The sequence below is a fragment of the Streptomyces sp. NPDC026062 genome (assembly GCF_055568375.1).
This window is the reverse complement of sequence record NZ_JBVHOQ010000023.1, coordinates 107,019-133,004: the sequence shown is the minus strand read 5'-3', so window position 1 is coordinate 133,004 and position 25,986 is coordinate 107,019. Positions and strand designations below refer to the sequence as shown.

Genomic DNA, 25,986 nt, shown 5'->3' with positions numbered 1-25,986 from the left:
GGGCGTTCGGGTGGTGGGTTCGAGCGTCGTGACGATCGGCCGCGTGGGCCCCGTCGTGATGACGACCGTGGTGGCAGCACCGGTGGTGGCTTCCGTCGCGACGACCGCGGTGGTGACCGCGACCGCAGCCGTGCGCCGCGGCGTGACGACAGCCGGGGTGGTTCCGGTGGCGGTTTCCGCGGGCGGCGCGATGACGACCGAGGCGGCTACCGGGGCCGCGACGACCGTGGCGGGTACGAGCGTCGGGACGAGCGCGAGCGTGAGCCGATCAAGCGGCTTCCGATCCCCGACGAGGTCACCGGCCATGAGATCGACAAGGACGTCCGGCAGGAGCTGATGAGCCTGCCCAAGACGCTGGCCGAGGATGTCGCCAGGAACCTTGTCATGGTCGCCCGCCTTCTCGACGAGGACCCCGAGCAGGCGTACGCGTACTCACGCATCGCTCTGCGGCTGGCCTCGCGGGTCGCGGCTGTGCGCGAGGCTGCGGGCTTCGCCGCCTACGCGACGCAGAAGTACGCCGAGGCGCTGGCGGAGTTCCGGGCGTCCCGGCGGATGACCGGTTCCGTGGAGCTGTGGCCCGTGATGGCCGACTGCGAGCGCGGACTGGGCCGGCCCGAGCGGGCAATGGCCATGGCCGGTGAGCCCGAGGTGCAGAAGCTGGACAAGGCCGGACAGGTCGAGATGCGTCTGGTCGCTGCCGGGGCTCGTCGTGACATGGGGCAGATCGACGCCGCCATCGTGACGCTGCAGAGTTCCGAGCTGGCCTCCAGCGCTGTCCACCCGTGGACGCCGCGACTGCGCTACGCGTACGCGGACGCGCTGCTGGCCGCCGGGCGTGAGGACGAGGCACGCGAGTGGTTCGGCAAGGCCCTGGAAGCCGACAAGGACGGCTCCACCGACGCGTCGGACCGCCTTGCCGAGTTGGACGGTGTCGAGTTCGTCGATGCTCTCGGCGACGATGACGAGGACGGCGTTCCGGCCCCCGCCCCCGCCGAGGCGGCCGATGACGAGGACGACGACGACCAGGACGAGGGCGGTCCGGTCAAGGCGTAGCGAGGAATGAAGAGGGCGGCACCCCACTCGGGGTGCCGCCCTCTTCTGCGTCGAGGTGAGTTCGGCGGATCAGCCGAGGTGCAGGCTGCGCAGGACCAGGCCCGTGGCGGGCTTGGGGCCGAAGGAAGTCGACTTGCGCGGCATGGTCACTCCCTGACGGGCCAGGTCCCGGACGACCTCTTCGCGTACCGGATGCATCAGGACCGCCGTCGAGTTGTGGCGCTCCGCCTGCTCCACGGCGGCGGCGCTGTCGTGGATGTACGCGATGTGGGCCGGGTCGTCGGGGATCTGCCAGACGTGGTCGAGCAGCGCCGAATGCAGAACCGTCGCGTCGAGAGTGCGCCAGGCGGCCGGCCGGCCCGCCGGGACGGTGCGGGTCAGCAGCGCCTCGTCGGGGCGGTCGGCCAGATGGAAACCGCCGTCGCCCGCGAGCAGGAAGGCGTTGCCCTCCTCGGCGGCCCCGGCCAGGGCCTCCAGGGCCCGGGGCAGTGGCCCCTCGACGTCACGGATCCGGAAGAGGCCGGTCAGTGCGGCGAGCGCGTCGGCGACGGGCAGCCCGCGCAGCAGCCGGTGGATGGAGCGGACCCGCAGCGGGTAGCGGGCCGTGTCGACCAGGAGCACCAGGCCGAAGTCCCAGGGGCCGGGGGCGGTGTGTTCCCGCTGAAGCCTGAGATAGGTGGCCCAGCGGTGGTGACCGTCGGCGATCAGGGCCTGGTGTGTGGCCAGATCCGTCTCGATCGCCGTGCGCTCGGCGGCGTCGGTGACCGCCCAGAGCCGGTGGCTGAAGCCGTCCTCCGTGGTGGTGGCGAGCAACGGCGGCTGGTTGATCGTGCGTTCGATGACGGCGGTTGCCCCGGTGGCGTCGCCGTCGCTGCGATAGGTCAGCAGCAGCGGTTCGAGATGCGCGGCGGTGGTCCGCATCAGGGCGGCGCGGTCCTCGACGACATCGGCCATCACGTCCTCGTGCGGGAGCACGATGCCGTCCGCCGGGCCGGAGAGGGCCAGCGCGCCGATGATTCCGCGCTGGAGGATCTCGTCGTCGCGCTGCTCGTACACATAGAACGCGGGCTCGGGATCGGGGGCGAGGATTCCCTCCGCGAGCCAGTGGTTCAGGGTCGCTGCGGCCTGCTCGTTGCGGGCGGACGCGGTGTCCGCCTGCGGCAGGATCAGACGCACGATGTTGTGCGGATCCGCCGATTCCAGGTGGTGCAGGCCGTCGGGCCGTACGACGACGTCGTACGGGGGTGAGGTCACCCCGGCAAGACTGCCGACCCGCTCGGGGACGTAGCGCAGTCCACGGAACGGAATCAGGTGCAGTCCCCGGTCCGTGCGGCCTCGTGTGTTCATTTCTGCATCGTATGTGCGGTCCGGCGATGCGCGATGATCGGGGGAGAAGCAGGCAATGAGGAGCGCAGGATATGAGTCAGTCGAGCAGGTCCAGGCCGAGCGGCAGCAGCACCGCGTTGAGCGAGGCGTACGACACGGCGCTGCTCGATCTCGACGGGGTGGTGTACGCGGGCGGTCAGGCGATCGACCACGCGGTCGAGGCTCTCGGCACCGCGCGGGACGGTGGAATGCACCTGGCGTACGTGACCAACAACGCGCTGCGTACACCTGACGCGGTGGCCGAGCACCTGACCGAACTCGGGGTGCCGGCCGAGCCCGCCGACGTGATCACGTCGGCGCAGGCCGTGGCCCGGCTGATCGCCGGTCAGCTGCCCGCCGGAGCCCGGGTGCTGGCGATCGGGGGCGAGGGGCTGCGGGTGGCGTTGCGCGAACGCGGGCTGGAGCCCGTGGAGTCCGCGGATGACGAACCGCTCGCGGTGGCGCAGGGATACGGCGGCCCCGACATGGCGTGGGGCCGGTTCGCCGAGGCGGCCTACGCGATCAATCGCGGGCTGCCGTGGTTCGCGTCCAACACTGACCTGACGATTCCGAGCGCCCGGGGCATCGCGCCGGGCAACGGGGCGGCTGTGGAGGTCGTACGGATCGCGACCGGTGCCGAGCCGCAGGTGGCAGGGAAGCCGCTGCCCCCGATGCACAGGGAGACGGTGCTGCGCACCGGTGCCGAACGGCCGCTGGTGGTCGGGGACCGGCTGGACACGGACATCGAGGGCGCGTTCAACGGTGGTGTGGACTCGCTGCTGGTGCTGACCGGAGTGACGGACGCGGCGCAGCTGCTGGCGGCCCGGCCGGAACACCGGCCGACGTATGTGGACGCCGATCTGCGCGGACTGCTGACCGGACAGCCCGAGGTGACGCGGGAGGGCGAAGGTTTCGGCTGCGCCGGCTGGACGGCGTCCGTCCGGTCCGGGGAGCTGGCGCTGGACGGCGGCGGGGATGCGCCCGACGGTCTGCGTGCGCTGTGCGCGGCGGCGTGGTCGTACGCCGGAGAGGGCTCGTGCGGGCTGGACGCGGAGAAGGCGGTGGCCAGGCTGGGCCTGTAGGTCCGGACCGGGGGCTGGGCTGGGGCTCGCATGCTCAGGGAGCTCAGGGGTCCCTGGGGCCGCGGCGGGCAGCGGGCGTGGAAGGCCGGGCCAAGAGGCCTAGCAGGGTAGGCTAACCTAACCGCGTGTTCGTTGAGAGTCCCCCGGAACCGGGTGCAGGCCCGATAGCCGCCCCGGACGGAGCCACCCGCCCCAGGCGCCACGCGGTACGCGCCGCTGGGCTCCTGGTGGCGGTGGCCGCCCTGGTGCTGGTGTGCCTGCTGAGTATCGCGATCGGCGCCAAGGGGCTGCCGCTCGCCGATGTGTGGCACGGCCTGTTCCACTACGCGGGGAGCGGCGACGACGTCCTCGTACGGAAGGTGCGGATTCCCCGGACGCTCCTCGGGCTGATCGTCGGTGCCGCGCTCGGGCTCGCCGGGGCCGTGATGCAGGCGCTGACCCGTAACCCGCTGGCGGAGCCCGGACTGCTCGGTGTCAACGCGGGCGCGTCGGCGGCGGTCGTCTCGGCCATCAGTTTCTTCGGCGTCACCTCGCTGACCGGATACGTCTGGTTCGCCTTCGGCGGAGCCGCGATCGTCTCCGTCGCCGTGTACCTGCTCGGCGGCAGCAGGTCCGCCAACCCGGTTCGGCTCGCGCTGGCCGGGACCGCCGTCACCGCCGCGCTCTACGGCTACGTCAACGCCGTACAGCTGCTGGATTCGGCCGCGCTGGACCGGCTCCGGTTCTGGACCGTCGGCTCGCTGGCCTCCGCGAACACGGAGACGGTCGGCAAGGTGTGGCCGTTCATCGCCCTCGGCGTGCTGCTCACCCTGTTCATCGCGCGGCCGCTCAACGCCCTGGAGATGGGTGACGACACGGCACGGGCTCTCGGTGCGCACCTGAACCGGACCAGGATCCTCGCGATGCTCGCCGTCACCCTGCTGTGCGGGGCCGCGACGGCCGCGTGCGGGCCGATCGTCTTCATCGGGCTGATGATTCCGCATCTGGTGCGCGCGATCACCGGGCCGGACATGCGGTGGATCCTGCCGTACGCGGCCGTGCTCTCCCCGGTGCTCCTGCTCGGCGCGGACGTGGTCGGCAGGGTCGTCGCCCGCCCGTCCGAACTGCAGGTCGGCATCGTCACCGCGCTGCTCGGCGGACCCGTCTTCATCCATCTCGTACGACGCAAGAGGATGTCCCAGCTGTGAAGGCCACCAAGGAGCGGGCGGAGACGGTGCGGACCAGCGGGACCGCGCGGTCGGTGCGGGCCGTACGGACGTCCGGCGGGCACTCGTTCCGGATCGACGTCCGGGCGTCCGTCGTCATCGTGCTGCTCGGCGTCGTGGCAGCGGGCGCGGCCGTCGTACTCATCGGCAGCGGCGACTTCACGATGACGCCGGGCGAGGTCGTCACCACGCTCTTCGGGCATGGCACCTTCCAGCAGGAGTTCATCGTCATGGACCTGCGCCTGCCGAGGGTGCTCGTCGGACTCCTCGTCGGGGCGGCGCTCGGCGTCGGCGGCGCCGTCTTCCAGACCATCTCGCGCAACCCGCTCGGCAGCCCCGATGTGCTCGGCTTCGGCCAGGGCGCGACCGTGGGCGCGCTGACCGTGATCGTTCTCTTCCAGGGCGGCGCGCTCGCCGTCGCGGGCGGCGCGGTGGCCGGCGGGCTGCTGACCGGGGTCGCCGTCTATCTGCTGGCGTGGAAACGGGGGGTCCATGGGTTCCGGCTCGTCCTGGTGGGCATCGGCGCGGCCGCCATGCTCACCGCCGCGGCCCAGTACCTGATCACCAAGGCCGACCTCGTCGACGCGACCCGGGCTGTCGTCTGGATGACGGGCTCGCTCGACGGCCGGGACTGGGCGCAGGTCTGGCCCCTGCTCGTGGTCTGCGGTGTGCTGCTCCCGCTGGTGTTCGGCCACGGGCCCGCGCTGCGGGTGATGGAGATGGGCGACGACGCCGCGTACGCGCTCGGGGTACGGGTCGAGCGCACCCGGCTGGTCCTGATGGGCTCCGCCGTGCTACTCGTCGCCGTCGCCACGGCCGCCTCGGGACCGATCGCGTTCGTCTCGCTGAGCGCCCCGCAGCTGGCTCGCCGGCTCACGCGCTCCACCGGCCCCAATCTGGTGGCCGCGGCCTTCATGGGGGCGGCGCTCCTTCTCGTGGCCGACTGGGTGTCGTTGGAGGCCTTCGGTGACAGGCAGCTGCCCGTCGGCGTGGTCACCGGGGTGCTCGGCGGCTGCTATCTGCTGTGGCTCCTGGTGTCCGAGCGCAAGGCGGGCCGCATATGAAGGCAGCCGCACGGGGCGCGGGGGCGGCGCCCGGGGCGGGCCCCGCTCCCCGCTCCCTCAACGCCTCCAACGCTCCCCACGCCCCCCGGCCCCTCACTGGCCCCAGATCCCTCACAGCCCCAGACACAGCCCCTGAAGCAGACACCGGCACCGATCCGAACCACCCACGGAGTACGACCATGCAGCGCCTCACCGCGGACTCGGTGACCCTCGGCTACGACCAGCGGGTCATCGCGGAGAACCTCTCGGTCGAGATCCCCGACCACTCGTTCACCGTGATCGTCGGACCCAACGCCTGCGGGAAGTCGACGCTGCTGCGGGCGCTCTCGCGGATGCTGAAACCGAGCCGTGGCCAGGTGCTGCTCGACGGGGAGTCGATTCACGGCCTGCCCGCGAAGAAGGTCGCCAGGACGCTGGGGCTGCTGCCCCAGTCGTCGATCGCGCCGGACGGCATCACCGTGGCCGACCTCGTGGCCCGGGGACGCTACCCCCACCAGGGGCTCCTGCGGCAGTGGTCGCCCGAGGACGAACGCATTGTCGAGGAATCGATGGCATCGACGGGTGTCGGAGCACTCGGTGATCGCTATGTCGATGAATTGTCGGGCGGTCAGCGCCAGCGGGTCTGGATCGCGATGGCGCTCGCCCAGCAGACCCCCCTGCTGCTGCTCGACGAACCGACGACCTACCTCGACATCCAGCACCAGATCGATGTGCTCGACCTGTGCGCCGAACTGCACGAGACGCAGGGACGCACCCTGGTGGCCGTCCTGCACGATCTGAACCACGCGGCGCGCTACGCCACGCATCTCATCGCGATGCGGGACGGGGAGGTCGTCGCGGAGGGCGAGCCCGGCGAGATCGTCACCGCGGAGCTGGTGGAGCAGGTGTTCGGGCTCCGGTGCCAGGTGATCCCCGATCCTGAGACGGGCACGCCTCTGGTGGTGCCGGCCGCGCGTGTGCGGGCGCCGAGGACGTCGGTGCCCGGGGGCGCGTGACCCGAGACCACCGCTACAGCAGGGATCTCAGTTTCAGCAGGTCGCGGAAGCCCGCCTCCAGGCGGACCCGGCCCGATCCCCACGCCTTGGCGAAGTTCAGCTCACCGTCCACCATCGCCACCAGATCGTCCCCGGTCATCGCGAGCCGGATCTCCGCCTTCTGACGGGGCGGCCCCTCGACCGTCTCCAGGACCTGGATCCGGCCGCCGGTGAGGCGTCCGGTGAACGTCACGTCGAGGTCTCTGATGTGGCAGCTGAGAGAACGGTCGAGCGCCGCCGCGCCGCGCACGTCGCCGTCGGCCCCCGCGAGGTTGTCGGAAAGTCTGTCGAGTGCGCTGCGGCACTCCGCCATGGTCGCCATCGTGACCGACGGTACCGCAGCCCTTCGCGGTAGCGTTTCCGGTATGAGCGACTCGATGCCGGAGCCGGACACCGCCGCCGGAACCGCGGCCGGCGCGATCCCGCAGGACGTCCCGGCCCCCGCGGTGCCGCACGAGCCCGCAGGCCCGGCGCCCCTCGGCGTCGTACGCACACCCACCGGCCACGCCGAGGTGGACGCACACCTGGAGCGTCTGGCCGACGCCGACCACCTCCCGGCGGACGGACACATCGAGGTGTACGAGGATGTACACCGTGGCCTGCGCGCATCGCTGACCGCGCTGGACGCCGGGCCCGCACCCGCGCCGGTACCCGCACCGGTGCCCTCGTACGACAACAGGAGCTGAACCGAACGTGGCAGGAGTGGCCCGTCGCCGCCTCGACGCCGAGCTGGTACGCCGAAAGCTCGCCCGCTCACGCGAGCATGCGAGCCAGCTGATCGCCGCAGGACGGGTGACCGTCGGCGGCAACACCGCGACCAAACCGGCCACCCAGGTCGAGACGAGCGCCGCCCTCGTCGTCACCAAGGACGACAGCGACCCCGAGTACGTCTCACGCGGCGGCCACAAGCTGGCGGGTGCCCTCGCCGCCTTCGTCCCTCTCGGGCTGGAGGTGGAGGGCCGGCGGGCCCTGGACGCCGGGGCGTCGACCGGCGGGTTCACCGATGTGCTGCTGCGCGCCGGGGCGGCCCGCGTGCTCGCGGTGGACGTCGGCTACGGGCAGCTGGCCTGGTCGCTCCAGTCCGATGAACGCGTCGTCGTCAAGGACCGCACCAACGTGCGGGAACTGACCCTGGAGGCGATCGACGGCGAAGCGGTGGACCTGGTGGTGGGCGATCTGTCGTTCATCCCGCTCGGACTCGTGCTGCCCGCCCTGGCGCGCTGCGCCGCCCCCGACGCGGATCTGGTCCTCATGGTCAAGCCGCAGTTCGAGGTGGGCAAGGAACGCCTCGGCAGCGGCGGAGTGGTGCGCAGCCCCGAACTGCGCGCCGAAGCGGTACGGGAGGTGGCCCGCCGCGCCTGGGCGCTGGGGCTGGGGGTCAGGGGTGTGACGGCGAGCCCGTTGCCGGGGCCGTCGGGCAATGTCGAGTACTTTCTGTGGCTGCGGGCCGGAGCGCCGGAGCTCGATCCCGCGGATGTCGACCGTGCAGTGGCGGAGGGGCCTCGTTGACGACGAATGCGGCACGAACAGTCTTTCTTTTGGCACACACCGGCCGGCCGGCCGCGATCCGCAGCGCCGAACTCGTCGTCCAGGGGCTGCTCCGCAACGGCCTGGGTGTGCGGGTCCTGGCCCATGAGGCGGCCGACCTGCCGCTGCCGCCGTCCGTCGAGACGGTCCCCGACGCTCCCGAGGCCGTCGACGGCTGCGAGCTGCTGATCGTCCTCGGCGGGGACGGGACGCTGCTGCGGGGAGCGGAGCTCTCGCGCGCCTCCGGCGTCCCGATGCTGGGGGTCAACCTCGGCCGGGTCGGCTTCCTCGCCGAGGCCGAGCGCGACGACCTCGACAAGGTCGTCGACCGGGTCGTCACCCGGGCGTACACCGTCGAGGAGCGCATGACGATCGACGTCCTCGTGCACAGCAACGGCGACATCGTCCACCGGGACTGGGCGCTCAACGAGGCGGCCGTGCAGAAGGTTTCGCCCGAGCGGATGCTGGAGGTCGTGCTGGAGATCGACGGCCGGCCGGTCACCGGGTTCGGCTGCGACGGCATCGTCTGCGCGACTCCCACCGGCTCGACCGCGTACGCCTTCTCGGCCGGCGGGCCCGTCGTGTGGCCGGAGGTCGAGGCGCTGCTGATGGTCCCGATCAGTGCGCACGCGCTGTTCGCCAAGCCGCTGGTGACCTCGCCGACCTCGGTGCTCGCCGTGGAGGTCCAGCCGCACACGCCGCACGGGGTGCTGTGGTGCGACGGGCGCAGGACCGTGGAACTGCCCGCCGGTGCGCGCGTCGAGGTGCGGCGCGGTGCGGTGCCCGTACGGCTGGCGCGGCTGCACCAGGCCTCGTTCACCGACCGGCTGGTGGCCAAGTTCGCGCTGCCGGTGTCGGGGTGGCGGGGCGCACCGCACTGAGCCCGCGGCGTCGCGGACCACTCGATCCGGCGTCCCGACCCCGGCCCGTGTGCGCGCGGGCCATGAAACCTCGTATGGTCATGTGCGTGTTGGAGGAGATGCGGATACGGTCGCTCGGAGTCATCGACGACGCGGTGGTGGAACTGTCACCCGGTTTCACCGCGGTGACCGGTGAGACCGGCGCGGGCAAGACCATGGTCGTGACCAGCCTGGGGCTGCTGCTCGGCGGACGTGCCGATCCGGCCCTGGTGCGGATCGGTGCCAAGGCCGCTGTCGTCGAGGGCCGGATCACGGTGGCCGAGGGCGACGCGGCGGCGTTGCGGGCCGAGGAGGCCGGAGCCGAGATCGAGGACGGTGCGCTGCTCGTCAGCCGCACCGTTTCCGCGGAGGGGCGCTCCAGGGCCCACCTGGGCGGAAGATCCGTGCCGGTCGGAGTGCTGGCGGAACTGGCCGACGAACTCGTCGCCGTGCACGGTCAGACCGACCAGCAGGGACTGCTCAAGCCGGCCCGGCAGCGGCAGGCCCTGGACCGGTACGCGGGCGACGGCGTCGCCGGCCCCCACGCCACGTACGAGGCGGCCTACCGGCGGCTTCGGGAGGTCGCCCGTGAACTCGACGAGCTGACGACGCGCGCCCGCGAACGCGCCCAGGAAGCCGACCTGCTGCGGTTCGGGCTCAACGAGATCGCCGCGGTCGAACCGCTGCCCGGCGAGGACACCGAGCTCGCCGCCGAGGCGCAGCGCCTCGGCCACGCCGACGCCCTGGCCTCCGCCGCCGCCCTCGCGCACACCGCGCTGGCCGGCAACCCCGAGGACCAGGAGGCCGTCGACGCGACGACCGTCGTCGCAGCCGCCCGCCAGGCGCTGGACGGGGTACGCACCCACGACCCGGCGCTCGCCGCGCTGGCCGACCGGGTCGGCGAGATCTCCATCCTGCTCGCCGACGTCTCGGGCGAACTGTCCGGGTACGCCGATCAGCTGGACTCCGATCCACTGCGGCTCGCCGCGGTCGAGGAGCGCCGCGCCGCGCTCACCGCGCTCACCCGCAAGTACGGCGCGGACATCGCCGCCGTGCTGGCCTGGGCCGAGGAAGGGGTGGCCCGGCTGACCGAGCTGGAGGGCGACGACGACCGGATCGGCGAGCTGACCGAGGAGCGGGACGCGTTGCGCGCCGAACTCTCCGGCCTCGGCCAGGCGCTGACGGATGCCCGTACGGCGGCCGCCGCGCTCTTCGCCGAAGCGGTGACCGGGGAACTCGCCTCCCTCGCCATGCCGCACGCCCGTGTCTCCTTCGACATCCGGCAGACCGAGGCGGCGGACGAGGCGTCCGGCATCGAGATCGACGGGCGCAACGTGGCGTACGGACCGTCCGGCGCCGACGAGGTCGAACTCCTGCTGGCCCCGCACCCCGGCGCCCAGCCCCGCCCGATCGCCAAGGGCGCCTCGGGCGGTGAGCTGTCCCGGGTGATGCTCGCCGTCGAGGTGGTCTTCGCCGGCTCCGACCCCGTACCCACCTACCTCTTCGACGAGGTCGACGCCGGCGTCGGCGGCAAGGCGGCCGTCGAGGTCGGCAGGCGTCTGGCGAAGCTCGCCAGGTCGGCCCAGGTCGTGGTCGTCACCCACCTGCCCCAGGTGGCCGCCTTCGCCGACCGGCAGCTGCTGGTCGAGAAGACCGTCGACGGCTCGGTGACCAGGAGCGGTGTCACGGTCCTGGAGGGCGAGGACCGGGTACGGGAGCTGTCGCGGATGCTCGCGGGCCAGGAGGACTCCGAGACGGCACGGGCGCACGCCGAGGAACTGCTGGCCACGGCGCGGACGGACAGCTGACCGTTCCGTGCCGCTGACCGGGAAGCGGCGGCGTGGCCCGGCGGTCGCGGAGGCCGCGACCGGCGCGACCGCCGCGTCGCTCGCCCCGCCCGGGGCGCCGACCGTGGGGGGACAGCGGGGCGCACACCCCGGGAGCCGCCCTCGGTGTCGCCGTCGTCCCCGGGCCGGGCGGGCCGGACACGTCGCCCATGTGGCGGGGCTCGTCGCGGCGACGGTGTACGGCGATCGCGTCACCTGGCTCGCCGAGGCGCTGTCCACGCGCTGATCCGGCATCCCGGACCGCCTGGAATTCACCCGTGCGGGTGATGCGCCACGCCCGGTTTGTCGCGGTGCGCACCGGCGCGACAGCTCGGCCGTGCCGGAACGTGCGTACGGACTGGCATCCTTGGGTGTACATACGGACGTCGGGTGACGCCCGTCCCCCGATTCGGGAGCCCCGGGAGTCAGTCAACGTGTCACAGCTGCGTACGGTCCAAGTGCTGGGGGGCGGCAGTGCGGGCAGCAGCGCCCATGTCGGATCACTGGCCGCCGGACTGGTCGCGCGAGGTGTGCAGGTCACCGTCTGCGCGCCCGCGGCACTGGAGCGCTCCTACGCATTCTCCGCGACGGGGGCCCGTTTCGCGCCCGTCCCCCGGCGCGGTGACCCCGCTTCCGTCGCCGCCCTGCGCGCCGCCTGCGACGGTGCCGATGTCGTGCACGCGCACGGACTGCACGCCGCGTTGCGGGCCGCCCTGGCACTCGGCGGCCGGCCGGTCCCGCTGGTCATGACCTGGCACACCAGAGCCCACGCCGAGGGCGCGCGCCGCCGGCTGCTGCACCTGCTGGAGCGAAGAGCCGCCCGTGCGGCGTCGGTTGTGCTCGGTGCGTCGTCCGACCTGGTCGACCGGGCCCGCCGCCGCGGCGCGCGCGACGCCCGTCTCGCACCCGTGGCCGCGCCCGCGCCACGTGTCCCGGCGCCAGTGCCCGACGGTAAGTTGCGGGCCGAACTCGGTTCGGTGGAAAGGCCGTTGATCGTCACGGTGGGCAGTCTCGTACCACATCGCGGGTACGGCACACTGCTCGACGCGGCACGGTTGTGGCGCCGGCTCGACCCCGTACCCCTGCTGGTCATCGCGGGCGAAGGGCGGGAACGGGCGGCGCTGCGGCGCCGGATCAGAGCCGAGGATCTGCCGGTCTCGCTGATCGGCAGCCGCTCGGACGTTCCCGAACTGCTGGCCGCCGCCGACCTGGTCGTGCTGCCCAGCCGCTGGGAGGCGCGTCCGGTGCTGGCCCAGGAAGCGCTGCGGATCGGTGCGCCGCTGGTCGCGACCTCGGTCGGCGGAGTGCCCGAACTCGTGGGCGAGGCTGCGGAACTCGTGCCGTACGCGAACGCGGAGGCGCTCGCCCGGACCGTCGCCCGGCTGCTCGGTGATCCGGCGGAACGGGAGCGGCTGGCCGCGGCCGGGCCCCGGCAGGCGGCGAGTTGGCCCACCGAGGACGACACGATCGCTCACGTACTCAGCGTGTACGACGAGTTGGTGCATCCGCTCGCGGCGCCCCGGACCCGCTGAGGCCTCCCACCGGTCACGGCGTATGGCGGCGGGCGCGCAGGGCCAGGCTCAGCGCCAGGACGGCCTGCGGGTCGTCCAGATCGGTGCCGAGCAGTTCACCTATGCGGGCCAGCCGGTTGTACAGCGTCTGACGGTTCAGATGCAGCTCACGCGCCGTCTCCGCCTTGCGGCCCGCATGGGCCAGATACGTCTCCAGCGTCGGCAGCAGCGGCGGGCGCGAGGTGCGGTCGTGATCGCGCAGCGGGCCGATCGCCCGCTCGACGAACGCCGCCAGATCAGGATGTTCCCGCAACCGCCACAGCAGCAGGTCGATATCGAGCCGCCGGGCGTCGTACCAAGGCCGGTCCCCGAGCCCCTGCGCCGCCGTGGCCGTCTCCGCCGCATGCCGCAGTCCCGCACCGGCCGCCGTCCAGCCGCCCGCCACCCCGACCACCACGACGGGGGGCTGGGAACCCGCCCGCTCCAGACCGGCCCGCTCCACCCCGGCCCGCAGCGCCGCCGCGACCCGGTCGGCCACCGCCGTACGCTCCGTCTCCGTACGCAGCCCCAGCAGCAGCGGCACCCGGCCCTCCACGGGCCGCACTCCGAGCAGCACCGGCACTCCCACCGAGGACAGCTCCTCCAGGACCGCGCGCGCCAGCAGCGCCCAGTTGCCGGAGGGGGCGAGCTCCGGGGCCAGCCGCATCACCACCGGCAGCAGCGGCATCTCGCCCGGCTTGAAGCCCAGCACGCGGGCCTGCGACGGCGCGTCCTCGGGGGTGATCCGGCCCTCGGCGAGATCGGTGAGGAAGTCGCCCCGGCCACGCGCCGCCAGCTCCTCCTCCTGGCGGGCCTGCATCAGCACCACCGCGAGGATCCCCGCCGTCCGCTCCGCCGCCATCCGGTGCACCGGCACCAGCGGGCCGTCTACCGCCAGCAGGACCAGCCTGGCCCGCACCGAGCCGGTCCCCGGGCCTCCGCCCGGTACGTCCACCAGCACCGAGCCGATGGGCGGCGATTCACGGGCCGCACGGCCGCCGCGCATGCCGTCCCAGACCTGGAGCGGATCGGCGGAGACCGGGCCGGAACCGGTGCCCGCCGCGTACAGCAGCTGACCGTCGGCCGTCTCCAGGAAGACCGGGTTGGCCGTGAAGTCCGCCAGGATGCCGAGCACCTGGGGGACCCCGCCGCCGCCGAGCAGCGCCCGGGTGCAGCGCCGGTGAACCTCCTCGGCCTGCTGCAGGAGCGCGTAGTGACCGTTGACGATCTCGGTGTGGATCTCCTCCGTCACCGTCACGAACGGCACCTCCCGGTGCAGCTGGACCAGGGGCAGCCCGGCAGCCCGCGCGGCGTCCACGATCGAGGACGGCAGCCTGCTGAAGCGCGGACCGAGCTCCACCACGAGCGCGGCGATGCCGCGGTCGGCAAGTCTGCGGACGAACGCCCGCTGCTCGGCAGGGCGGCTGCCGAGACCCAGGCCGGTGGTCAGAAGCAGCTCACCGCCCTTGAGTAGCGATGCGATGTTGGGGACCTCGCCCGCGTGCACCCAGCGCACGGTGCGGCCGAGCCGGTCGGCTCCGGACACCACCTCGGGGAGTCCGCTGCGCAGCCCCGGCAGCTCAAGGGCTCGCTGCACGGTGATGCCGCCCTGGGTCTCCACTGGCTCTGGCCTCGCGCTTCGGGGTCGGTCGGACCGGGCGCGTCACGCGGTTGCGGTCGCCCTGGTCAGGAAGGTACCGGCCCGGGGCACCGGGGGCATCGCCGGGGGCGGCGGGCCGTTGACAGGGGCCCGGCCCGCTGCGATCTTGAAAATCCCGTACCCGGACGAGTGGGAGAAGCCATGGGCGCCGAAGCGCCGCCGCCCGACGAGCCCCTGCCCGGACTCGCCGAAGCGCCGCCGCACGACGAGCCCCTGCCCGGGCCGCTCGTCGGGGCCGACTGGCTCGCCGGACGGCTCGGTTCGCCGGGGCTGCTGGTCCTCGACGCCTCCGTCGGCGCGCACCGGGGCTCCGCCCGGCGGATCGTGGGGGCGAGACCCTTCGACATCGACGGGCCGCTCTCCGACCCCGCGGGGCCGCTGCCCCACACGATGCCCGGTGCCGGGCGGTTCACCGACGAACTGCGCTCCCTCGGCCTTCACGACGGCGACACGGTCGTGGTCTACGACGCCGTGGGCCTCTACTCCGGCGCCCGCGCCTGGTGGATGCTCCGGGCGATGGGCTTCGACCGGGTGGCGGTGCTCGACGGGGGACTGCCCGGCTGGGCGGCCGCCGGACTGCCGATGGAGAGCGGCGCGCCCGCGGCGCCCCCGGAGCGCGGGGACTTCACGGCGGTCCCGCGCCCGGAGCTGTTCGTGGGCGCGGACGAGGTGGCGGCGGCCCTCTCGGATCCGGCGAGTGCCGTCGTCGACGCCCGGTCCCGGGAACGCTTTCGCGGTACGGCTCCCGAGCCGCGAGCGGGGCTGCGGGGCGGCCATATGCCGGGGGCGGTCAGCCTGCCCTTCACCGAGGTCCAGCACGAGGGCCGGATGCGTTCGGCGGCGGAACTGCGCGCCGTGTTCGCCGCTCGGGCGCAGGGCCGGGAACGGCTGCTCTTCAGCTGCGGATCGGGGGTCACCGCCTGCGTGCCGGCGCTGGCCGCCGCGCTGGCCGGATACCGCGATCTGGCGGTGTACGACGGGTCCTGGAGCGAGTGGGGGCTGCCCTCGGAGGGCCGCCCGGTCGTGACGGGCGGCGAGGCGGAGACCGGCTGACGGCGGCGTCGGCCGCGCGGCGCGACCCCGTGAGGGGGACGTCGCCCCCGCCGGCGCCCGTCCTGGGCCGTCCACCCGGCGGGCTCAGACCGGCAGCGCAGCCACCGTTTCCCGGCCGGCCCCCCCCAGGCCCCCCGGCCGGACGCGCGACACCGAAAGCCGGACCGGGGCACTGACCGTGTTCGGTGAGAACCCGTTCACATCTCCCGGGAACCTCGCGATGTACGTGTATCCGTGAAGGCCCCGTTCGCGGACAGGGCCACGGCCGTCGGCGCCGTCGCGAACGCCGTCCATGGCAGTACCCCAACGGGCCGGTCCGTTCCGCCGCAACCGGGTTCTCGGCCCGGCCGGCCGTGGCTCCTGGGAAGCCGTACCGGACCGGCCGGGCCCGCCGTGCCTCAGCCCACGTACGCCCCGCTGGCCGTCAGCCGCAGTGCCGTGTCGATCAGCGGCACATGGCTGAACGCCTGCGGGAAGTTGCCCACCTGGCGCTGGAGTCGCGCGTCCCACTCCTCGGCCAGCAGGCCCAGGTCGTTGCGGAGGGACAGCAGCCGTTCGAAGAGCCGCCGGGCCTCGTCGACCCGGCCGATCATCGCGAGGTCGTCCGCCAGCCAGAAGGAACATGCCAGGAACGCGCCCTCGTCGCCCTCCAGGCCGTCCACGCCGGCGTCCTCGCCCGAGGTGGGATAGCGCAGCACGAAGCCGTCCTCGGTGGACAGCTCCCGCTGGATCGCCTCGATGGTGCCGATGACCCGCTTGTCGTCGGGCGGCAGGAACCCCATCTGCGGGATCAGCAGCAGGGAGGCGTCCAGCTCCTTCGACCCGTAGGACTGGGTGAAGGTGTTGCGCTCCCTGTCGTAGCCCCGTTCGCAGACGTCGCGGTGGATGTCGTCCCGCAGTTCGCGCCACTTCTCCAGCGGCCCCTCGGTGTCACCGGACTCGATCAGCTTGATCGTCCGGTCGACCGCGACCCAGGCCATCACCTTGGAGTGCACGAAGTGCCGGCGCGGACCGCGCACCTCCCAGATGCCCTCGTCCGGCTCCTCCCAGTGCTTCTCCAGGTACTCGATCAGCTTGAGCTGGAGACCGGTCGCGTAGTCGTTACGGGCCAGCCCGGTCATGTGCGCGAGGTGCAGGGCCTCGGTGACCTCGCCGTACACGTCCAGCTGGAGCTGGCCCGCGGCGCCGTTGCCGACCCGGACCGGGCCGGAGTTCTCGTAACCGGGCAGCCATTCCAGCTCGGCCTCGCCCAGCTCGCGCTCACCCGCGATGCCGTACATGATCTGCAGGTTCTCGGGGTCGCCCGCGACCGCCCGCAGCAGCCACTCGCGCCAGGCACGGGCCTCCTCGCGGTAGCCCGTGCGCAGCAGCGAGGAGAGCGTGATCGCGGCGTCGCGCAGCCAGGTGTAGCGGTAGTCCCAGTTGCGGGAACCGCCGATGTCCTCCGGCAGGGAGGTGGTCGGCGCGGCGACGATGCCGCCGGTCGGCGCGTACGTCAGGGCCTTCAGGGTGATCAGCGACCGGACCACGGCCTCGCGGTAGGGGCCGTGGTAGGTGCACTGGTCGACCCACTCGCGCCAGAAGTCCGCGGTGGCCTCCAGGGAGCCCTCCGGGTCCGGGAGCGCCGGCGGTTCGCGGTGCGAGGGCTGCCAGCTGATGGTGAACGCGATCCGGTCACCGGGGGCGACGGTGAAGTCGGAGTACGTCGTCAGGTTCTCGCCGTACGTGTCCGCCGGGGTGTCGTACCAGACCGAGTCGGGGCCCGCGACGGCGACCGTACGGCCGTCCACCTTGTGCACCCACGGGGTGACGCGCCCGTAACTGAACCGCATGCGCAGCTCCGAGCGCATCGGCACCCGGCCGCTGATTCCCTCCACGATCCGGATCAGCTGGGGCGCGCCGTCACGCGGCGGCATGAAGTCGGTCACTCTGACCGTGCCGCGCGGCGTATCCCATTCCGACTCCAGGATCAGGGAGTCCCCGCGATATCTGCGGCGGTCCGCCGCCGGCGGCTCCGCGTCTTCCGCGCGGGCCGGTCCCAGGCGCCAGAAGCCGTGCTCCTCGGTACCCAGTAGTCCCGCGAAGACGGCGTGTGAATCGAAGCGGGGCAGGCACAGCCAGTCGGCCGTGCCGTCCCGGCAGACCAGGGCGGCGGTCTGCATGTCTCCGATAAGTGCGTAATCCTCGATGCGCCCGGCCACGTGCTTCTCCAGTCGAACGGCCATGTCGCCCCGTGGGGCGCTTACTGCGGGTCAAGAGGTCGTTGCTAGGGGTTGAAGTGGGGGAAACCTGCGAGCTCTTACCTCGCCCGGAGCGAGTGTCCGAGCAGGATACGACGCACCCGGGTGATCCGCGCGACGCACTTGACAACAGAGCTGAGCCGAATGAGTGGGGCGTGAGGAACGTGCGGCGATCGTGTGTGGTGGCTGTGCCGGGAGTGGCCGGAAGCAGGCTCCCCTCGTCGCTGTTACCCTGGTAGCCCGTGGACCGGTGGTCGTCCGCAACAGCAGACGAGGCCCCCGAACCGCAGCGACGGCACCTCCGGACTCTCCGGACGGGAACGCCGGTACGCACCTCACGATCGCGACCACGGGAGCCCCCTTTGGCTATGCAGCCCACATCCACGACGACCAAGCACATCTTCGTCACCGGGGGTGTCGCCTCTTCCCTCGGCAAGGGTCTGACTGCCTCCAGCCTCGGTGCCCTGCTCAAGGCGCGTGGCCTTCGGGTCACCATGCAGAAGCTCGACCCCTACCTGAACGTCGACCCGGGCACGATGAACCCCTTCCAGCACGGTGAGGTGTTCGTCACCAACGACGGCGCCGAGACCGACCTGGACATCGGCCACTACGAGCGCTTCCTCGACGTGGACCTCGACGGTTCCGCCAACGTCACCACCGGCCAGGTGTACTCGCAGGTCATCGCCAAGGAGCGGCGCGGCGAGTACCTCGGTGACACCGTGCAGGTCATCCCGCACATCACCAACGAGATCAAGCACCGCATCCGCCGCATGGCCACCGACGACGTCGACGTCGTCATCACCGAGGTCGGCGGCACGGTCGGCGACATCGAGTCGCTGCCGTTCCTGGAGACCGTCCGCCAGGTCCGCCACGAGGTCGGCCGGGACAACGTCTTCGTCGTGCACATCTCGCTGCTGCCCTACATCGGGCCCTCCGGCGAGCTCAAGACCAAGCCCACCCAGCACTCGGTGGCCGCCCTGCGCAACATCGGTATTCAGCCGGACGCCATCGTGCTCCGCGCCGACCGCGAGGTGCCGACCGCCATCAAGCGCAAGATCTCGCTGATGTGCGACGTCGACGAGGCCGCCGTGGTGGCCTGCCCGGACGCCAAGTCGATCTACGACATCCCGAAGGTGCTGCACTCCGAGGGCCTGGACGCCTACGTCGTGCGCAAGCTCGACCTGCCGTTCCGCGACGTCGACTGGACCACCTGGGGCGATCTGCTGGACCGCGTCCACAACCCCGACCACGAGGTCACCGTCGCCCTGGTCGGCAAGTACATCGACCTGCCCGACGCCTACCTCTCGGTCACCGAGGCCATCCGGGCCGGCGGCTTCGCCAACAAGGCCCGCGTCAAGGTCAAGTGGGTCGCCTCCGACGACTGCAAGACCCCGGCCGGAGCCAAGAAGCAGCTCGGTGACGTCGACGCCGTCTGCATCCCCGGCGGCTTCGGCGAGCGCGGCGTCATCGGCAAGGTCGGCGCCATCCAGTACGCTCGTGAGAACAAGGTGCCGCTGCTCGGCCTCTGCCTGGGCCTCCAGTGCATCGTGATCGAGGCGGCGCGCAACCTCGCCGAGATCCCCGACGCCAACTCCACCGAGTTCGACGCCGCCACCGCCCACCCTGTCATCTCGACGATGGAGGAGCAGCTGGCGTACGTCGAGGGCGCGGGCGACCTCGGCGGCACCATGCGGCTCGGCCTGTACCCGGCGAAGCTCGCCGAGGGCTCGCTGGTCCGTGAGGCCTACGACGGCCAGCCGTACGTGGACGAGCGTCACCGGCACCGCTACGAGGTCAACAACGCCTACCGCGCCGAGCTGGAGAAGAAGGCCGGTCTGGTCTTCTCCGGCACTTCCCCGGACAACAAGCTCGTCGAATACGTCGAGTACCCGCGCGAGGTCCACCCCTACCTGGTCGCCACCCAGGCGCACCCGGAGCTGCGCTCCCGCCCGACCCGCCCGCACCCGCTCTTCGCGGGCCTGGTGAAGGCGGCCGTCGCGCGCAGGACGGGCACCGCGCCGGGCAAGTAACGGCATCCCCGCAGGCGTTACGGTTGACCGGGGTACCCGTCCTTCGAGGACGGGTACCCCGGTCACTGCTTTTTGTGGGAGGACGTAGATGGGTTTCCAGGACACGCCCGAGGAATGGCCGGTCACCGCGACCGAGACTCCGTTCCGGGGCAACAAGACCAGCGTCCGCACCGATGAAGTGGAGATGCCCGACGGCACGGTCGCCCGCCGCGACTACCAGGTCCACCCCGGCTCGGTCGCCGTGCTCGCGCTCGATGACGAGGACCGTGTCCTCGTGCTGCGCCAGTACCGTCATCCGGTGCGCCAGAAGCTGTGGGAGATTCCGGCCGGACTCCTCGACATCCCCGGTGAGAACCCGCTGCACGCCGCGCAGCGCGAGCTCTACGAGGAGGCGTACGTCAAGGCCGAGGACTGGCGGGTGCTGACGGACATCTACACGACGCCCGGCGGCTGCGACGAGGCGGTACGGATCTTCCTCGCCCGGAACATCTCCGAAGCGGACGGCGAGCGCTTCGAGGTCTCCGAGGAGGAGGCCGACATGGAGCTGGCCCGGGTACCGCTCCAGGACCTGGTACGAGGTGTCCTCGCCGGGGACCTGCACAACAACTGCCTGGTGGTGGGCGTGCTCGCGCTCACGGCGGTGCTCGGGGGCGACGGGGCCGACTCACTGCGGCCCGCCGAGGCGCCCTGGCCCGCCCGGCCGTTCGAGGCCTGACGGCCTGACGGCCTGACGGCCTGACGGATCCGCGGGGGAGCGGCGCGCGCGGCCCCGCGCCGTCACTCCCTTGCATCCCCCGATCGGAAAAAATGCTGATCCGATCGGAGGATCTTCCCGCCGCGCTCCCCCTGATCCGCCCACCCGCCTGAACTACGCTCGGAACGCCCTGACCGGAGTCCCGGCGGGCGACGCGTGCAGCGAAGTGGAGCGTGGCCCGTGACGGATCAGGCGGTGGACACCAGCGACCCGGCCGAGGCAGCGGGGACCGAGGGGCCGGCCGCCGTCGAACCACCCCGATTCTTCGGGCGCGAGCGCGAGTTGAAGGAACTGCGGGCCGATATCGAACGGGCCGGTCTTGACACCATGGCCGGTCGCAGGAGCGGCCGGGCCCGGGTCCTGCTGATCGCCGGACGCCCGGGCTCCGGCCGCAGCGCACTGGCCGCTGAACTCACCCGCCGGCTGCTCGGCACGGGCGACTATCCCGACGGGCTGATCCGTGTCCGGCTCACCGAGCCCGGCGGCACCCCCGTCTCCGCCGAGTGCGCCGCGCGCGAACTGCTGCGCGGGCTGGATGTGACCGGTCCACCCGGCGCCGACGCCGACGAACTGTCCGAGATGGTCCGCGAGGCGCTCGCCGTCCGCCGCGTCCTGCTTCTGCTCGACGACGCGTCCGACGCCGAGCAGGTCGACCCGCTGCTGCCGGACAACCCGGACTGTCTTGTCGTCGCCACCGCACAGGGACCGCTGACCGGCATTCCCGGTGTCCGGCCGTGCACCATCGGCGGCCTGGACGCGGGTTCCGCCGTGGAACTGCTCGCCCGTGTGATCGGCCAGGTCAGGATCACCGTCGACCCGCTGACGGCCGAGACCCTGGCGGAGGAGTGCGGCGGGCAGCCCGCCGCACTGGTCATGATCGGGGGCTGGCTGGCCGCCCACCCGATGGCCTCGGTCGCCGATGTCACCAAGCAGCTGCGGGAGCTGCCGGAGGACACCGAACAGCCCGCCGGCGCCCGCCCGCTGGCCCGCGCCTTCCGGCTGGTCCACGACTCGCTGCCGCCGACCGCCGCCCGGATACTGCGGCTGCTCTCCCTCGCCCCGGCCGGGCTCGCCGACGCCCACACCGCGTCGGCCCTCGCCGGCTGTTCCGTCTCGGCGGCCCGGACCACCCTCGACGACTTCGTACGGCTGGGGCTGCTGCGCGGCGACGGGGCCGAGCAGCAGCAGTACGAGGTGCCCGGCTGCCTTGCCGCGCTGCTGCGGGCACTGCTGGAGGACCGGGACCGGCAGGCCGAGATCCAGCTCGCCAGGGCTCGGATGCTGGAGCGCACCGTGCGCCTGCTCCAGTCCTGCCGCGCGGTCACCGAACCCGAGGGCTCCCCGGCACGGCGCAAGCTCGCGGGGCTGCCGCGGTCCTTGCGCTTCCCCGGCCCCGAGGCGGCGGCGGCCTGGCTGCGGATGCGCAGGCCGGCTCTGGTCGCCTCCGCCCGGATCGCCGTAGAGGACGGTGAACTCGACACCCTGGCAAGGCGGTTGGTGGCCGCTCTGGTGCGGGCACTGGCGGTGCACGAGGGCACGGAGGCGGCCGCTCCCGAGCTGTACGGACTGCACAGCCTGGTGCTGGCCGTCGCGGAGCGGCGTGACCTGCCCCGGGAGCGGGCGGCCGCGCTGCTCAACCTCGCCGATCTGGACGCCGGGACCGGACGGACCCGCGAGGCGCTGGCCCGCTACCGGGCCGCGCTGGACGCGGGCCGGGCCGCCAGGGATCCGTACGCCACCGGCCGTGCCATGGAATCGGTGGGCGGCGCCTACGCGGAGCTGGGCGACTTCCAGCGGGCCTCGGACTGGTACGGGCGGGCGCTCGCCCAGCGGCTCACCCAGGGGGAGCGGGCCGACGAGGCGCGGCTGTACGGGCGGCTCGGCACCGTTCACACCTACGCCGGACGGTACGGCGAGGCGCTGCGGAACTGGCGGGCGGCCGCGGCCGGCTACCGCAGGCTCGGCGATGTGCCCGCGCAGGCGCGGGCGCTCAGCGAGGCCGCCAGGGTCCAGGAGTACGCGGGCCGTCCGCAGGAGTCGCTGCGGACGTGCCGGGAGGCCGTGGAGTGGGCGCGCCGGGCGAAGGACGTGCGGCTCCAGGCCGCGCTGGAGCTCCGGCTGGCCGACACCCTCGACCGGCTCGGCGACCCGGCGGCTGCGGGTCTTCACAGGGGTGCGGCCGAGAGACTGCTGGGCGAGGAGAGCGCAGCCTACGAAATCCGTAGTGCGACGACAGAAAAATAATGCTTTGTAAGGCTAGACAGCGAGAAGTCCTTCATTAAACTGGCTGTGCCGCGGGTCTTCGCGGTGTCTCCATTTATGCTGTGTTTGTCCGGGTATCTATCGCTATGCCCGGATGCCCCTCCGAGCCAAGGACCGTGATCGACGTGAAGGTCGGCATCCCCCGCGAAGTCAAGAACAACGAGTTCCGCGTGGCGATCACGCCTGCCGGTGTGCACGAGCTCGTCCGCCACGGCCACCAGGTCGTCGTCGAAGAGAACGCCGGTGCCGGCTCCTCCATCGCGGACGAGGAGTACCTCGCCGCCGGGGCGCAGATCCTGCCCACCGCCGACGAGGTGTGGGCCACCTCGGACCTGCTGCTGAAGGTCAAGGAGCCCGTCGCCGAGGAGTACCACCGCCTCCGCAAGGACCAGACCCTCTTCACGTACCTGCACCTCGCCGCCTCCCGCGCGTGCACGGACGCCCTGCTGGAGTCCGGTGCCACCGCCATCGCCTACGAGACCGTCGAGACCGCGAACCGCGCTCTGCCGCTGCTCGCCCCGATGTCCGAGGTCGCGGGCCGGCTAGCCCCGCAGGTCGGCGCCTACCACCTGATGCGTTCGGTCGGCGGCCGCGGTGTGCTGCCCGGCGGTGTCCCCGGCACGGCCGCCGGCCGGGCCGTCGTCATCGGCGGTGGCGTCTCCGGCTGGAACGCCACACAGATCGCCGTCGGTCTCGGCTTCCACGTCACACTGCTCGACAAGGACATCAACAAGCTCCGCGAGGCCGACAGGATCTTCGGCACCAAGGTGCAGACCGTCGTCTCCAACGCCTTCGAACTGGAGAAGGCCGTCGTCGAGGCAGACCTCGTCGTCGGTGCCGTGCTGATCCCCGGCGCCAAGGCCCCGAAGCTGGTCACCAACGAGCTCGTCGCCAAGATGAAGCCCGGAAGTGTACTTGTCGACATTGCAATTGATCAGGGTGGCTGCTTCGAGGACTCGCACCCGACGACGCACGCCGAGCCGACCTTCATGGTTCACGACTCGGTCTTCTACTGCGTCGCGAACATGCCGGGCGCGGTCCCGAACACCTCGACGTACGCCCTCACCAACGCGACGCTGCCCTACATCGTGGAGCTCGCGAACCGGGGCTGGGCCGAGGCGCTGCGCCGTGACGCCGCACTCGCCAAGGGGCTCAACACCCATGACGGGCAGGTCGTTTACCGTGAGGTGGCCGAGGCGCACGGCCTCGACCACGTCGAACTGGGCACGCTTCTCGGCTGACGGGTCAACGCTTTCCGTCAACCTTGTGCGAACGGCCGGACCTTGCCTGCGAGGTCCGGCCGGACGTATGCCTGGACCCCTGCGGGGCCCGTGCAACTCGCCTCGAACGTAACCCTTTAACCGATTCGTGCACCCGCGAAAAGTGTGCCCGAGGGGCTGCGCACCCTTGACAGCGGGGTGTTCGATTGCCGACACATCGGGCCGGGTCCGTCGGATTGTGTTGCTGCGGACCGGTGACACGCCATAGAGTCGCCAATCGTCGGCATGGTGCCACGCTGACCTATCGATAAGTTTCCTGGTCACGTCCAAGGAGGTAAGACGACTTGTGAATGAGTCGACATTTACTCCCGGGGGTGTTCATCCAGGGATGCCGGCGCGGGGCCAGAGCCCGAACGGGCTGGAGGCTGTCGGCTCCGTCGCTGTCCGCACCTTCACCACCCACCAGCACATGACGACAGCCCCCCAGATGATGGACGGCCTACACGTGAACGCCATGGCCGGCAACGAGAGTGGCCGGGACACCGCCCACTTCGCCGACTTCGACGAAGCGCCCCAGGGGCACTTCTACGACCCAGACGCCGAGTACGAGCCCGATCCGGAGTACGCGGCCACCCTCGCGCCCGACGCCGCACGGCAGCGCCGCGAGCGGATCGGCCCGACCGGCCGGCCCCTGCCCTACTTCCCGATCCCGGGCCCGCTGACCGATCACGGTCCCGCGAAGATCATCGCGATGTGCAACCAGAAGGGCGGCGTCGGCAAGACCACGTCGACCATCAACCTGGGTGCCGCGCTCGCGGAGTACGGCCGCCGCGTCCTGCTCGTCGACTTCGACCCGCAGGGAGCCCTTTCGGTCGGCCTCGGTGTGAACCCGATGGAGCTCGACCTCACCGTCTACAACCTGCTCATGGAGCGGGGCATGGCGGCCGACGAGGTGCTCCTGAAGACCGCCGTGCCCAACATGGACCTGCTGCCGAGCAACATCGACCTGTCGGCCGCCGAGGTCCAGCTGGTCAGCGAGGTCGCCCGCGAATCCACGCTCCAGCGTGCCCTGAAGCCGCTGATGGCCGACTACGACTACATCGTGATCGACTGTCAGCCCTCGCTCGGCCTGCTGACCGTGAACGCCCTCACCGCCGCGCACAAGGTGATAGTGCCGCTCGAGTGCGAGTTCTTCGCGCTCCGCGGTGTGGCACTGCTCACCGAGACCATCGAGAAGGTCCAGGAACGGCTCAACCCGGAACTGGAGCTGGACGGCATCCTCGCCACCATGTACGACTCCCGTACGGTGCACAGCCGCGAGGTCCTCGCGCGAGTCGTCGAGGCCTTCGACGATCACGTCTACCACACGGTCATCGGCCGCACGGTCCGCTTCCCGGAGACCACGGTCGCCGGTGAGCCCATCACCACGTACGCCTCCAACTCGGTCGGTGCCGCCGCCTATCGCCAGCTCGCCAGGGAGGTGCTCGCCCGGTGTCACGCCGAGTGAGTCTGCCCGGGGCCGACGAACTGTTCCGTACCACCGGAGGGATGGGGCTTCAGTCCTCGTCTCCGGCGGAGCGGCGGCGCAAGGCGAACGGCGAGACCCGGGTACCGGCTCCGGCCGGCGAGGGGGACTCCGGGGACGGCACACCGGGGGAGGGCGCCGGCTCCGGCGGCGCCTCCGAAAGTGCGGCACCCTCCTCGCAGGAGGAGCACTCCGCGGCGGACACCGACTCCGGCGCCGCCGGCTCGCGCAGCCGCGGCGGTGAGAACGACCGCGTCGCGGTGGCCGCACAGGCCGGCCGCCGCCCGCAGCCGCCGTCCTCGCAGGAACCGGTTCCCGCCCCCGTCGTGCAGCAGCAGCGCCGACGGGGCGGCGGACGCGGCGCCAACCGGCGGCCCAGCGGCCGGGAGCGGCACGACGAGAAGATCACGGTCTACGTCTCCGCCGAGGAGCTGATGGACCTCGAACACGCGCGTCTCGTGCTGCGCGGCGAGCACGGCCTCGCCGTCGACCGGGGACGCATCGTCCGTGAGGCCGTCGCCGTGGTTCTCGCGGACCTGGAGTCACGGGGCGACGCGAGCATCCTCGTACGGCGGCTGCGCGGCCGCTGAGCGGTGCGGCGCCGGTAGCCTGCCCGGAGGGCGGCCGCCGCCGGGCG

The 25,986-nt window shown here is 72.1% G+C and carries 21 protein-coding genes and 1 pseudogene; 17 read left to right on the top strand and 5 right to left on the bottom strand.

Going from position 1 to position 25,986, the window contains the following annotated elements:
• Positions 1-306 (bottom strand): annotated as a pseudogene (locus ACZ4LX_RS21910) (hypothetical protein); the annotation flags it as partial.
• A gap of 30 nt (positions 307-336) precedes the next feature.
• On the opposite strand from ACZ4LX_RS21910, the gene ACZ4LX_RS21905 reads away from it, so the two are divergent.
• The gene (locus ACZ4LX_RS21905) at positions 337-1,053 is read left to right on the top strand and encodes a tetratricopeptide repeat protein (protein ID WP_467647324.1); all 717 of its coding nucleotides are present in this window, start codon (positions 337-339) and stop codon (positions 1,051-1,053) included.
• Positions 1,054-1,122: 69 nt separating this feature from the next.
• On the opposite strand, the gene ACZ4LX_RS21900 is transcribed toward ACZ4LX_RS21905, so the two are convergent.
• Positions 1,123-2,400 carry a DUF1015 family protein gene (locus ACZ4LX_RS21900; RefSeq protein WP_467647321.1) on the bottom strand — a complete coding sequence of 426 codons (1,278 nt, stop codon included), beginning with the start codon at positions 2,398-2,400 and terminating at the stop codon, positions 1,123-1,125.
• A gap of 71 nt (positions 2,401-2,471) precedes the next feature.
• Between ACZ4LX_RS21900 and ACZ4LX_RS21895 the strand changes: the two genes are divergently transcribed.
• The 4 genes from ACZ4LX_RS21895 to ACZ4LX_RS21880 all read left to right on the top strand — a co-directional run bounded on the left by ACZ4LX_RS21895 (position 2,472) and on the right by ACZ4LX_RS21880 (position 6,764).
• The gene (locus ACZ4LX_RS21895; RefSeq protein ID WP_467647318.1) at positions 2,472-3,500 is read left to right on the top strand and encodes an HAD-IIA family hydrolase; all 1,029 of its coding nucleotides are present in this window, start codon (positions 2,472-2,474) and stop codon (positions 3,498-3,500) included.
• A gap of 227 nt (positions 3,501-3,727) precedes the next feature.
• Entirely contained in the window at positions 3,728-4,687 is a 960-nt protein-coding gene (locus ACZ4LX_RS21890) for a FecCD family ABC transporter permease (RefSeq protein ID WP_467647351.1), read from the top strand.
• Positions 4,684-5,769 (top strand): FecCD family ABC transporter permease, encoded by a 1,086-nt coding sequence (locus ACZ4LX_RS21885; protein WP_467647315.1) that lies wholly within the window; start codon positions 4,684-4,686, stop codon positions 5,767-5,769. Before ACZ4LX_RS21890 ends, ACZ4LX_RS21885 begins: the two co-directional genes overlap by 4 nt.
• 179 nt (positions 5,770-5,948) lie before the next feature.
• The gene (locus ACZ4LX_RS21880) at positions 5,949-6,764 is read left to right on the top strand and encodes an ABC transporter ATP-binding protein (protein WP_467647312.1); all 816 of its coding nucleotides are present in this window, start codon (positions 5,949-5,951) and stop codon (positions 6,762-6,764) included.
• A gap of 13 nt (positions 6,765-6,777) precedes the next feature.
• Here ACZ4LX_RS21880 and ACZ4LX_RS21875 read toward each other — a convergent pair whose 3' ends face one another.
• Complete coding sequence (locus tag ACZ4LX_RS21875; protein ID WP_467647308.1) at positions 6,778-7,125, bottom strand: SCP2 sterol-binding domain-containing protein; 348 nt, start codon at positions 7,123-7,125, stop codon at positions 6,778-6,780.
• Between the two features lie 55 nt (positions 7,126-7,180).
• Here ACZ4LX_RS21875 and ACZ4LX_RS21870 point away from each other — a divergent pair, with 55 nt between their 5' ends.
• The 5 genes from ACZ4LX_RS21870 to ACZ4LX_RS21850 all read left to right on the top strand — a co-directional run bounded on the left by ACZ4LX_RS21870 (position 7,181) and on the right by ACZ4LX_RS21850 (position 12,587).
• The gene (locus ACZ4LX_RS21870) at positions 7,181-7,489 is read left to right on the top strand and encodes a hypothetical protein (protein WP_467647349.1); all 309 of its coding nucleotides are present in this window, start codon (positions 7,181-7,183) and stop codon (positions 7,487-7,489) included.
• A 7-nt stretch (positions 7,490-7,496) separates the two neighbouring features.
• Entirely contained in the window at positions 7,497-8,312 is an 816-nt protein-coding gene (locus tag ACZ4LX_RS21865) for a TlyA family RNA methyltransferase (protein WP_467647305.1), read from the top strand.
• Complete coding sequence (locus ACZ4LX_RS21860) at positions 8,309-9,211, top strand: NAD kinase (RefSeq protein ID WP_467647303.1); 903 nt, start codon at positions 8,309-8,311, stop codon at positions 9,209-9,211. The genes ACZ4LX_RS21865 and ACZ4LX_RS21860 overlap by 4 nt, the downstream gene beginning before the upstream one ends.
• A gap of 80 nt (positions 9,212-9,291) precedes the next feature.
• A complete protein-coding gene (recN, locus tag ACZ4LX_RS21855) occupies positions 9,292-11,037 on the top strand; it encodes a DNA repair protein RecN (RefSeq protein WP_467647300.1) in 1,746 nt (581 codons plus the stop codon).
• A 452-nt stretch (positions 11,038-11,489) separates the two neighbouring features.
• A complete protein-coding gene (locus ACZ4LX_RS21850) occupies positions 11,490-12,587 on the top strand; it encodes a glycosyltransferase family 4 protein (RefSeq protein ID WP_467647296.1) in 1,098 nt (365 codons plus the stop codon).
• Positions 12,588-12,600: 13 nt separating this feature from the next.
• Here ACZ4LX_RS21850 and ACZ4LX_RS21845 read toward each other — a convergent pair whose 3' ends face one another.
• Entirely contained in the window at positions 12,601-14,226 is a 1,626-nt protein-coding gene (locus tag ACZ4LX_RS21845; RefSeq protein ID WP_467647292.1) for a PucR family transcriptional regulator, read from the bottom strand.
• Positions 14,227-14,406: 180 nt separating this feature from the next.
• Between ACZ4LX_RS21845 and ACZ4LX_RS21840 the strand changes: the two genes are divergently transcribed.
• On the top strand, positions 14,407-15,318 hold the full coding sequence (locus tag ACZ4LX_RS21840; protein ID WP_467647290.1) for a sulfurtransferase: 912 nt from the start codon (positions 14,407-14,409) through the stop codon (positions 15,316-15,318).
• Between the two features lie 398 nt (positions 15,319-15,716).
• On the opposite strand, the gene ACZ4LX_RS21835 is transcribed toward ACZ4LX_RS21840, so the two are convergent.
• Positions 15,717-17,519, bottom strand: coding sequence for a glycoside hydrolase family 15 protein (locus tag ACZ4LX_RS21835; protein ID WP_467647346.1), 1,803 nt, complete (start codon positions 17,517-17,519; stop codon positions 15,717-15,719).
• Positions 17,520-17,926: 407 nt separating this feature from the next.
• Here ACZ4LX_RS21835 and ACZ4LX_RS21830 point away from each other — a divergent pair, with 407 nt between their 5' ends.
• The 6 genes from ACZ4LX_RS21830 (at position 17,927) to ACZ4LX_RS21805 (ending at position 25,939) form a co-directional block, all read left to right on the top strand.
• Positions 17,927-19,588 carry a CTP synthase gene (locus ACZ4LX_RS21830; RefSeq protein ID WP_467647285.1) on the top strand — a complete coding sequence of 554 codons (1,662 nt, stop codon included), beginning with the start codon at positions 17,927-17,929 and terminating at the stop codon, positions 19,586-19,588.
• Positions 19,589-19,676: 88 nt separating this feature from the next.
• Positions 19,677-20,303, top strand: a complete 627-nt coding sequence (locus tag ACZ4LX_RS21825; protein ID WP_467647283.1) for an NUDIX domain-containing protein — start codon at positions 19,677-19,679, stop codon at positions 20,301-20,303.
• Positions 20,304-20,522: 219 nt separating this feature from the next.
• Entirely contained in the window at positions 20,523-22,586 is a 2,064-nt protein-coding gene (locus tag ACZ4LX_RS21820) for a tetratricopeptide repeat protein (RefSeq protein ID WP_467647278.1), read from the top strand.
• A 143-nt stretch (positions 22,587-22,729) separates the two neighbouring features.
• Positions 22,730-23,845, top strand: a complete 1,116-nt coding sequence (gene ald, locus ACZ4LX_RS21815) for an alanine dehydrogenase (RefSeq protein WP_467647343.1) — start codon at positions 22,730-22,732, stop codon at positions 23,843-23,845.
• A gap of 367 nt (positions 23,846-24,212) precedes the next feature.
• Positions 24,213-25,331: a ParA family protein gene (locus tag ACZ4LX_RS21810; protein ID WP_467647277.1), complete on the top strand. Its 1,119-nt coding sequence runs from the start codon at positions 24,213-24,215 to the stop codon at positions 25,329-25,331.
• Positions 25,328-25,939, top strand: coding sequence for a hypothetical protein (locus ACZ4LX_RS21805; RefSeq protein ID WP_467647339.1), 612 nt, complete (start codon positions 25,328-25,330; stop codon positions 25,937-25,939). The genes ACZ4LX_RS21810 and ACZ4LX_RS21805 overlap by 4 nt, the downstream gene beginning before the upstream one ends.
• Positions 25,940-25,986: the final 47 nt, after the last annotated feature.

Coding starts and splice junctions, on each gene's coding strand:
- ACZ4LX_RS21905 (WP_467647324.1), top strand. CDS start 337: ATGAGCCTGCCCAAGACGCTGGCCGAGGATGTCGCCAGGAACCTTGTC.
- ACZ4LX_RS21900 (WP_467647321.1), bottom strand. CDS start 2,400: ATGAACACACGAGGCCGCACGGACCGGGGACTGCACCTGATTCCGTTC.
- ACZ4LX_RS21895 (WP_467647318.1), top strand. CDS start 2,472: ATGAGTCAGTCGAGCAGGTCCAGGCCGAGCGGCAGCAGCACCGCGTTG.
- ACZ4LX_RS21880 (WP_467647312.1), top strand. CDS start 5,949: ATGCAGCGCCTCACCGCGGACTCGGTGACCCTCGGCTACGACCAGCGG.
- ACZ4LX_RS21875 (WP_467647308.1), bottom strand. CDS start 7,125: ATGGCGACCATGGCGGAGTGCCGCAGCGCACTCGACAGACTTTCCGAC.
- ACZ4LX_RS21870 (WP_467647349.1), top strand. CDS start 7,181: ATGCCGGAGCCGGACACCGCCGCCGGAACCGCGGCCGGCGCGATCCCG.
- recN (WP_467647300.1), top strand. CDS start 9,292: ATGTGCGTGTTGGAGGAGATGCGGATACGGTCGCTCGGAGTCATCGAC.
- ACZ4LX_RS21840 (WP_467647290.1), top strand. CDS start 14,407: ATGGGCGCCGAAGCGCCGCCGCCCGACGAGCCCCTGCCCGGACTCGCC.
- ACZ4LX_RS21830 (WP_467647285.1), top strand. CDS start 17,927: ATGCAGCCCACATCCACGACGACCAAGCACATCTTCGTCACCGGGGGT.
- ACZ4LX_RS21825 (WP_467647283.1), top strand. CDS start 19,677: ATGGGTTTCCAGGACACGCCCGAGGAATGGCCGGTCACCGCGACCGAG.
- ACZ4LX_RS21810 (WP_467647277.1), top strand. CDS start 24,213: ATGCCGGCGCGGGGCCAGAGCCCGAACGGGCTGGAGGCTGTCGGCTCC.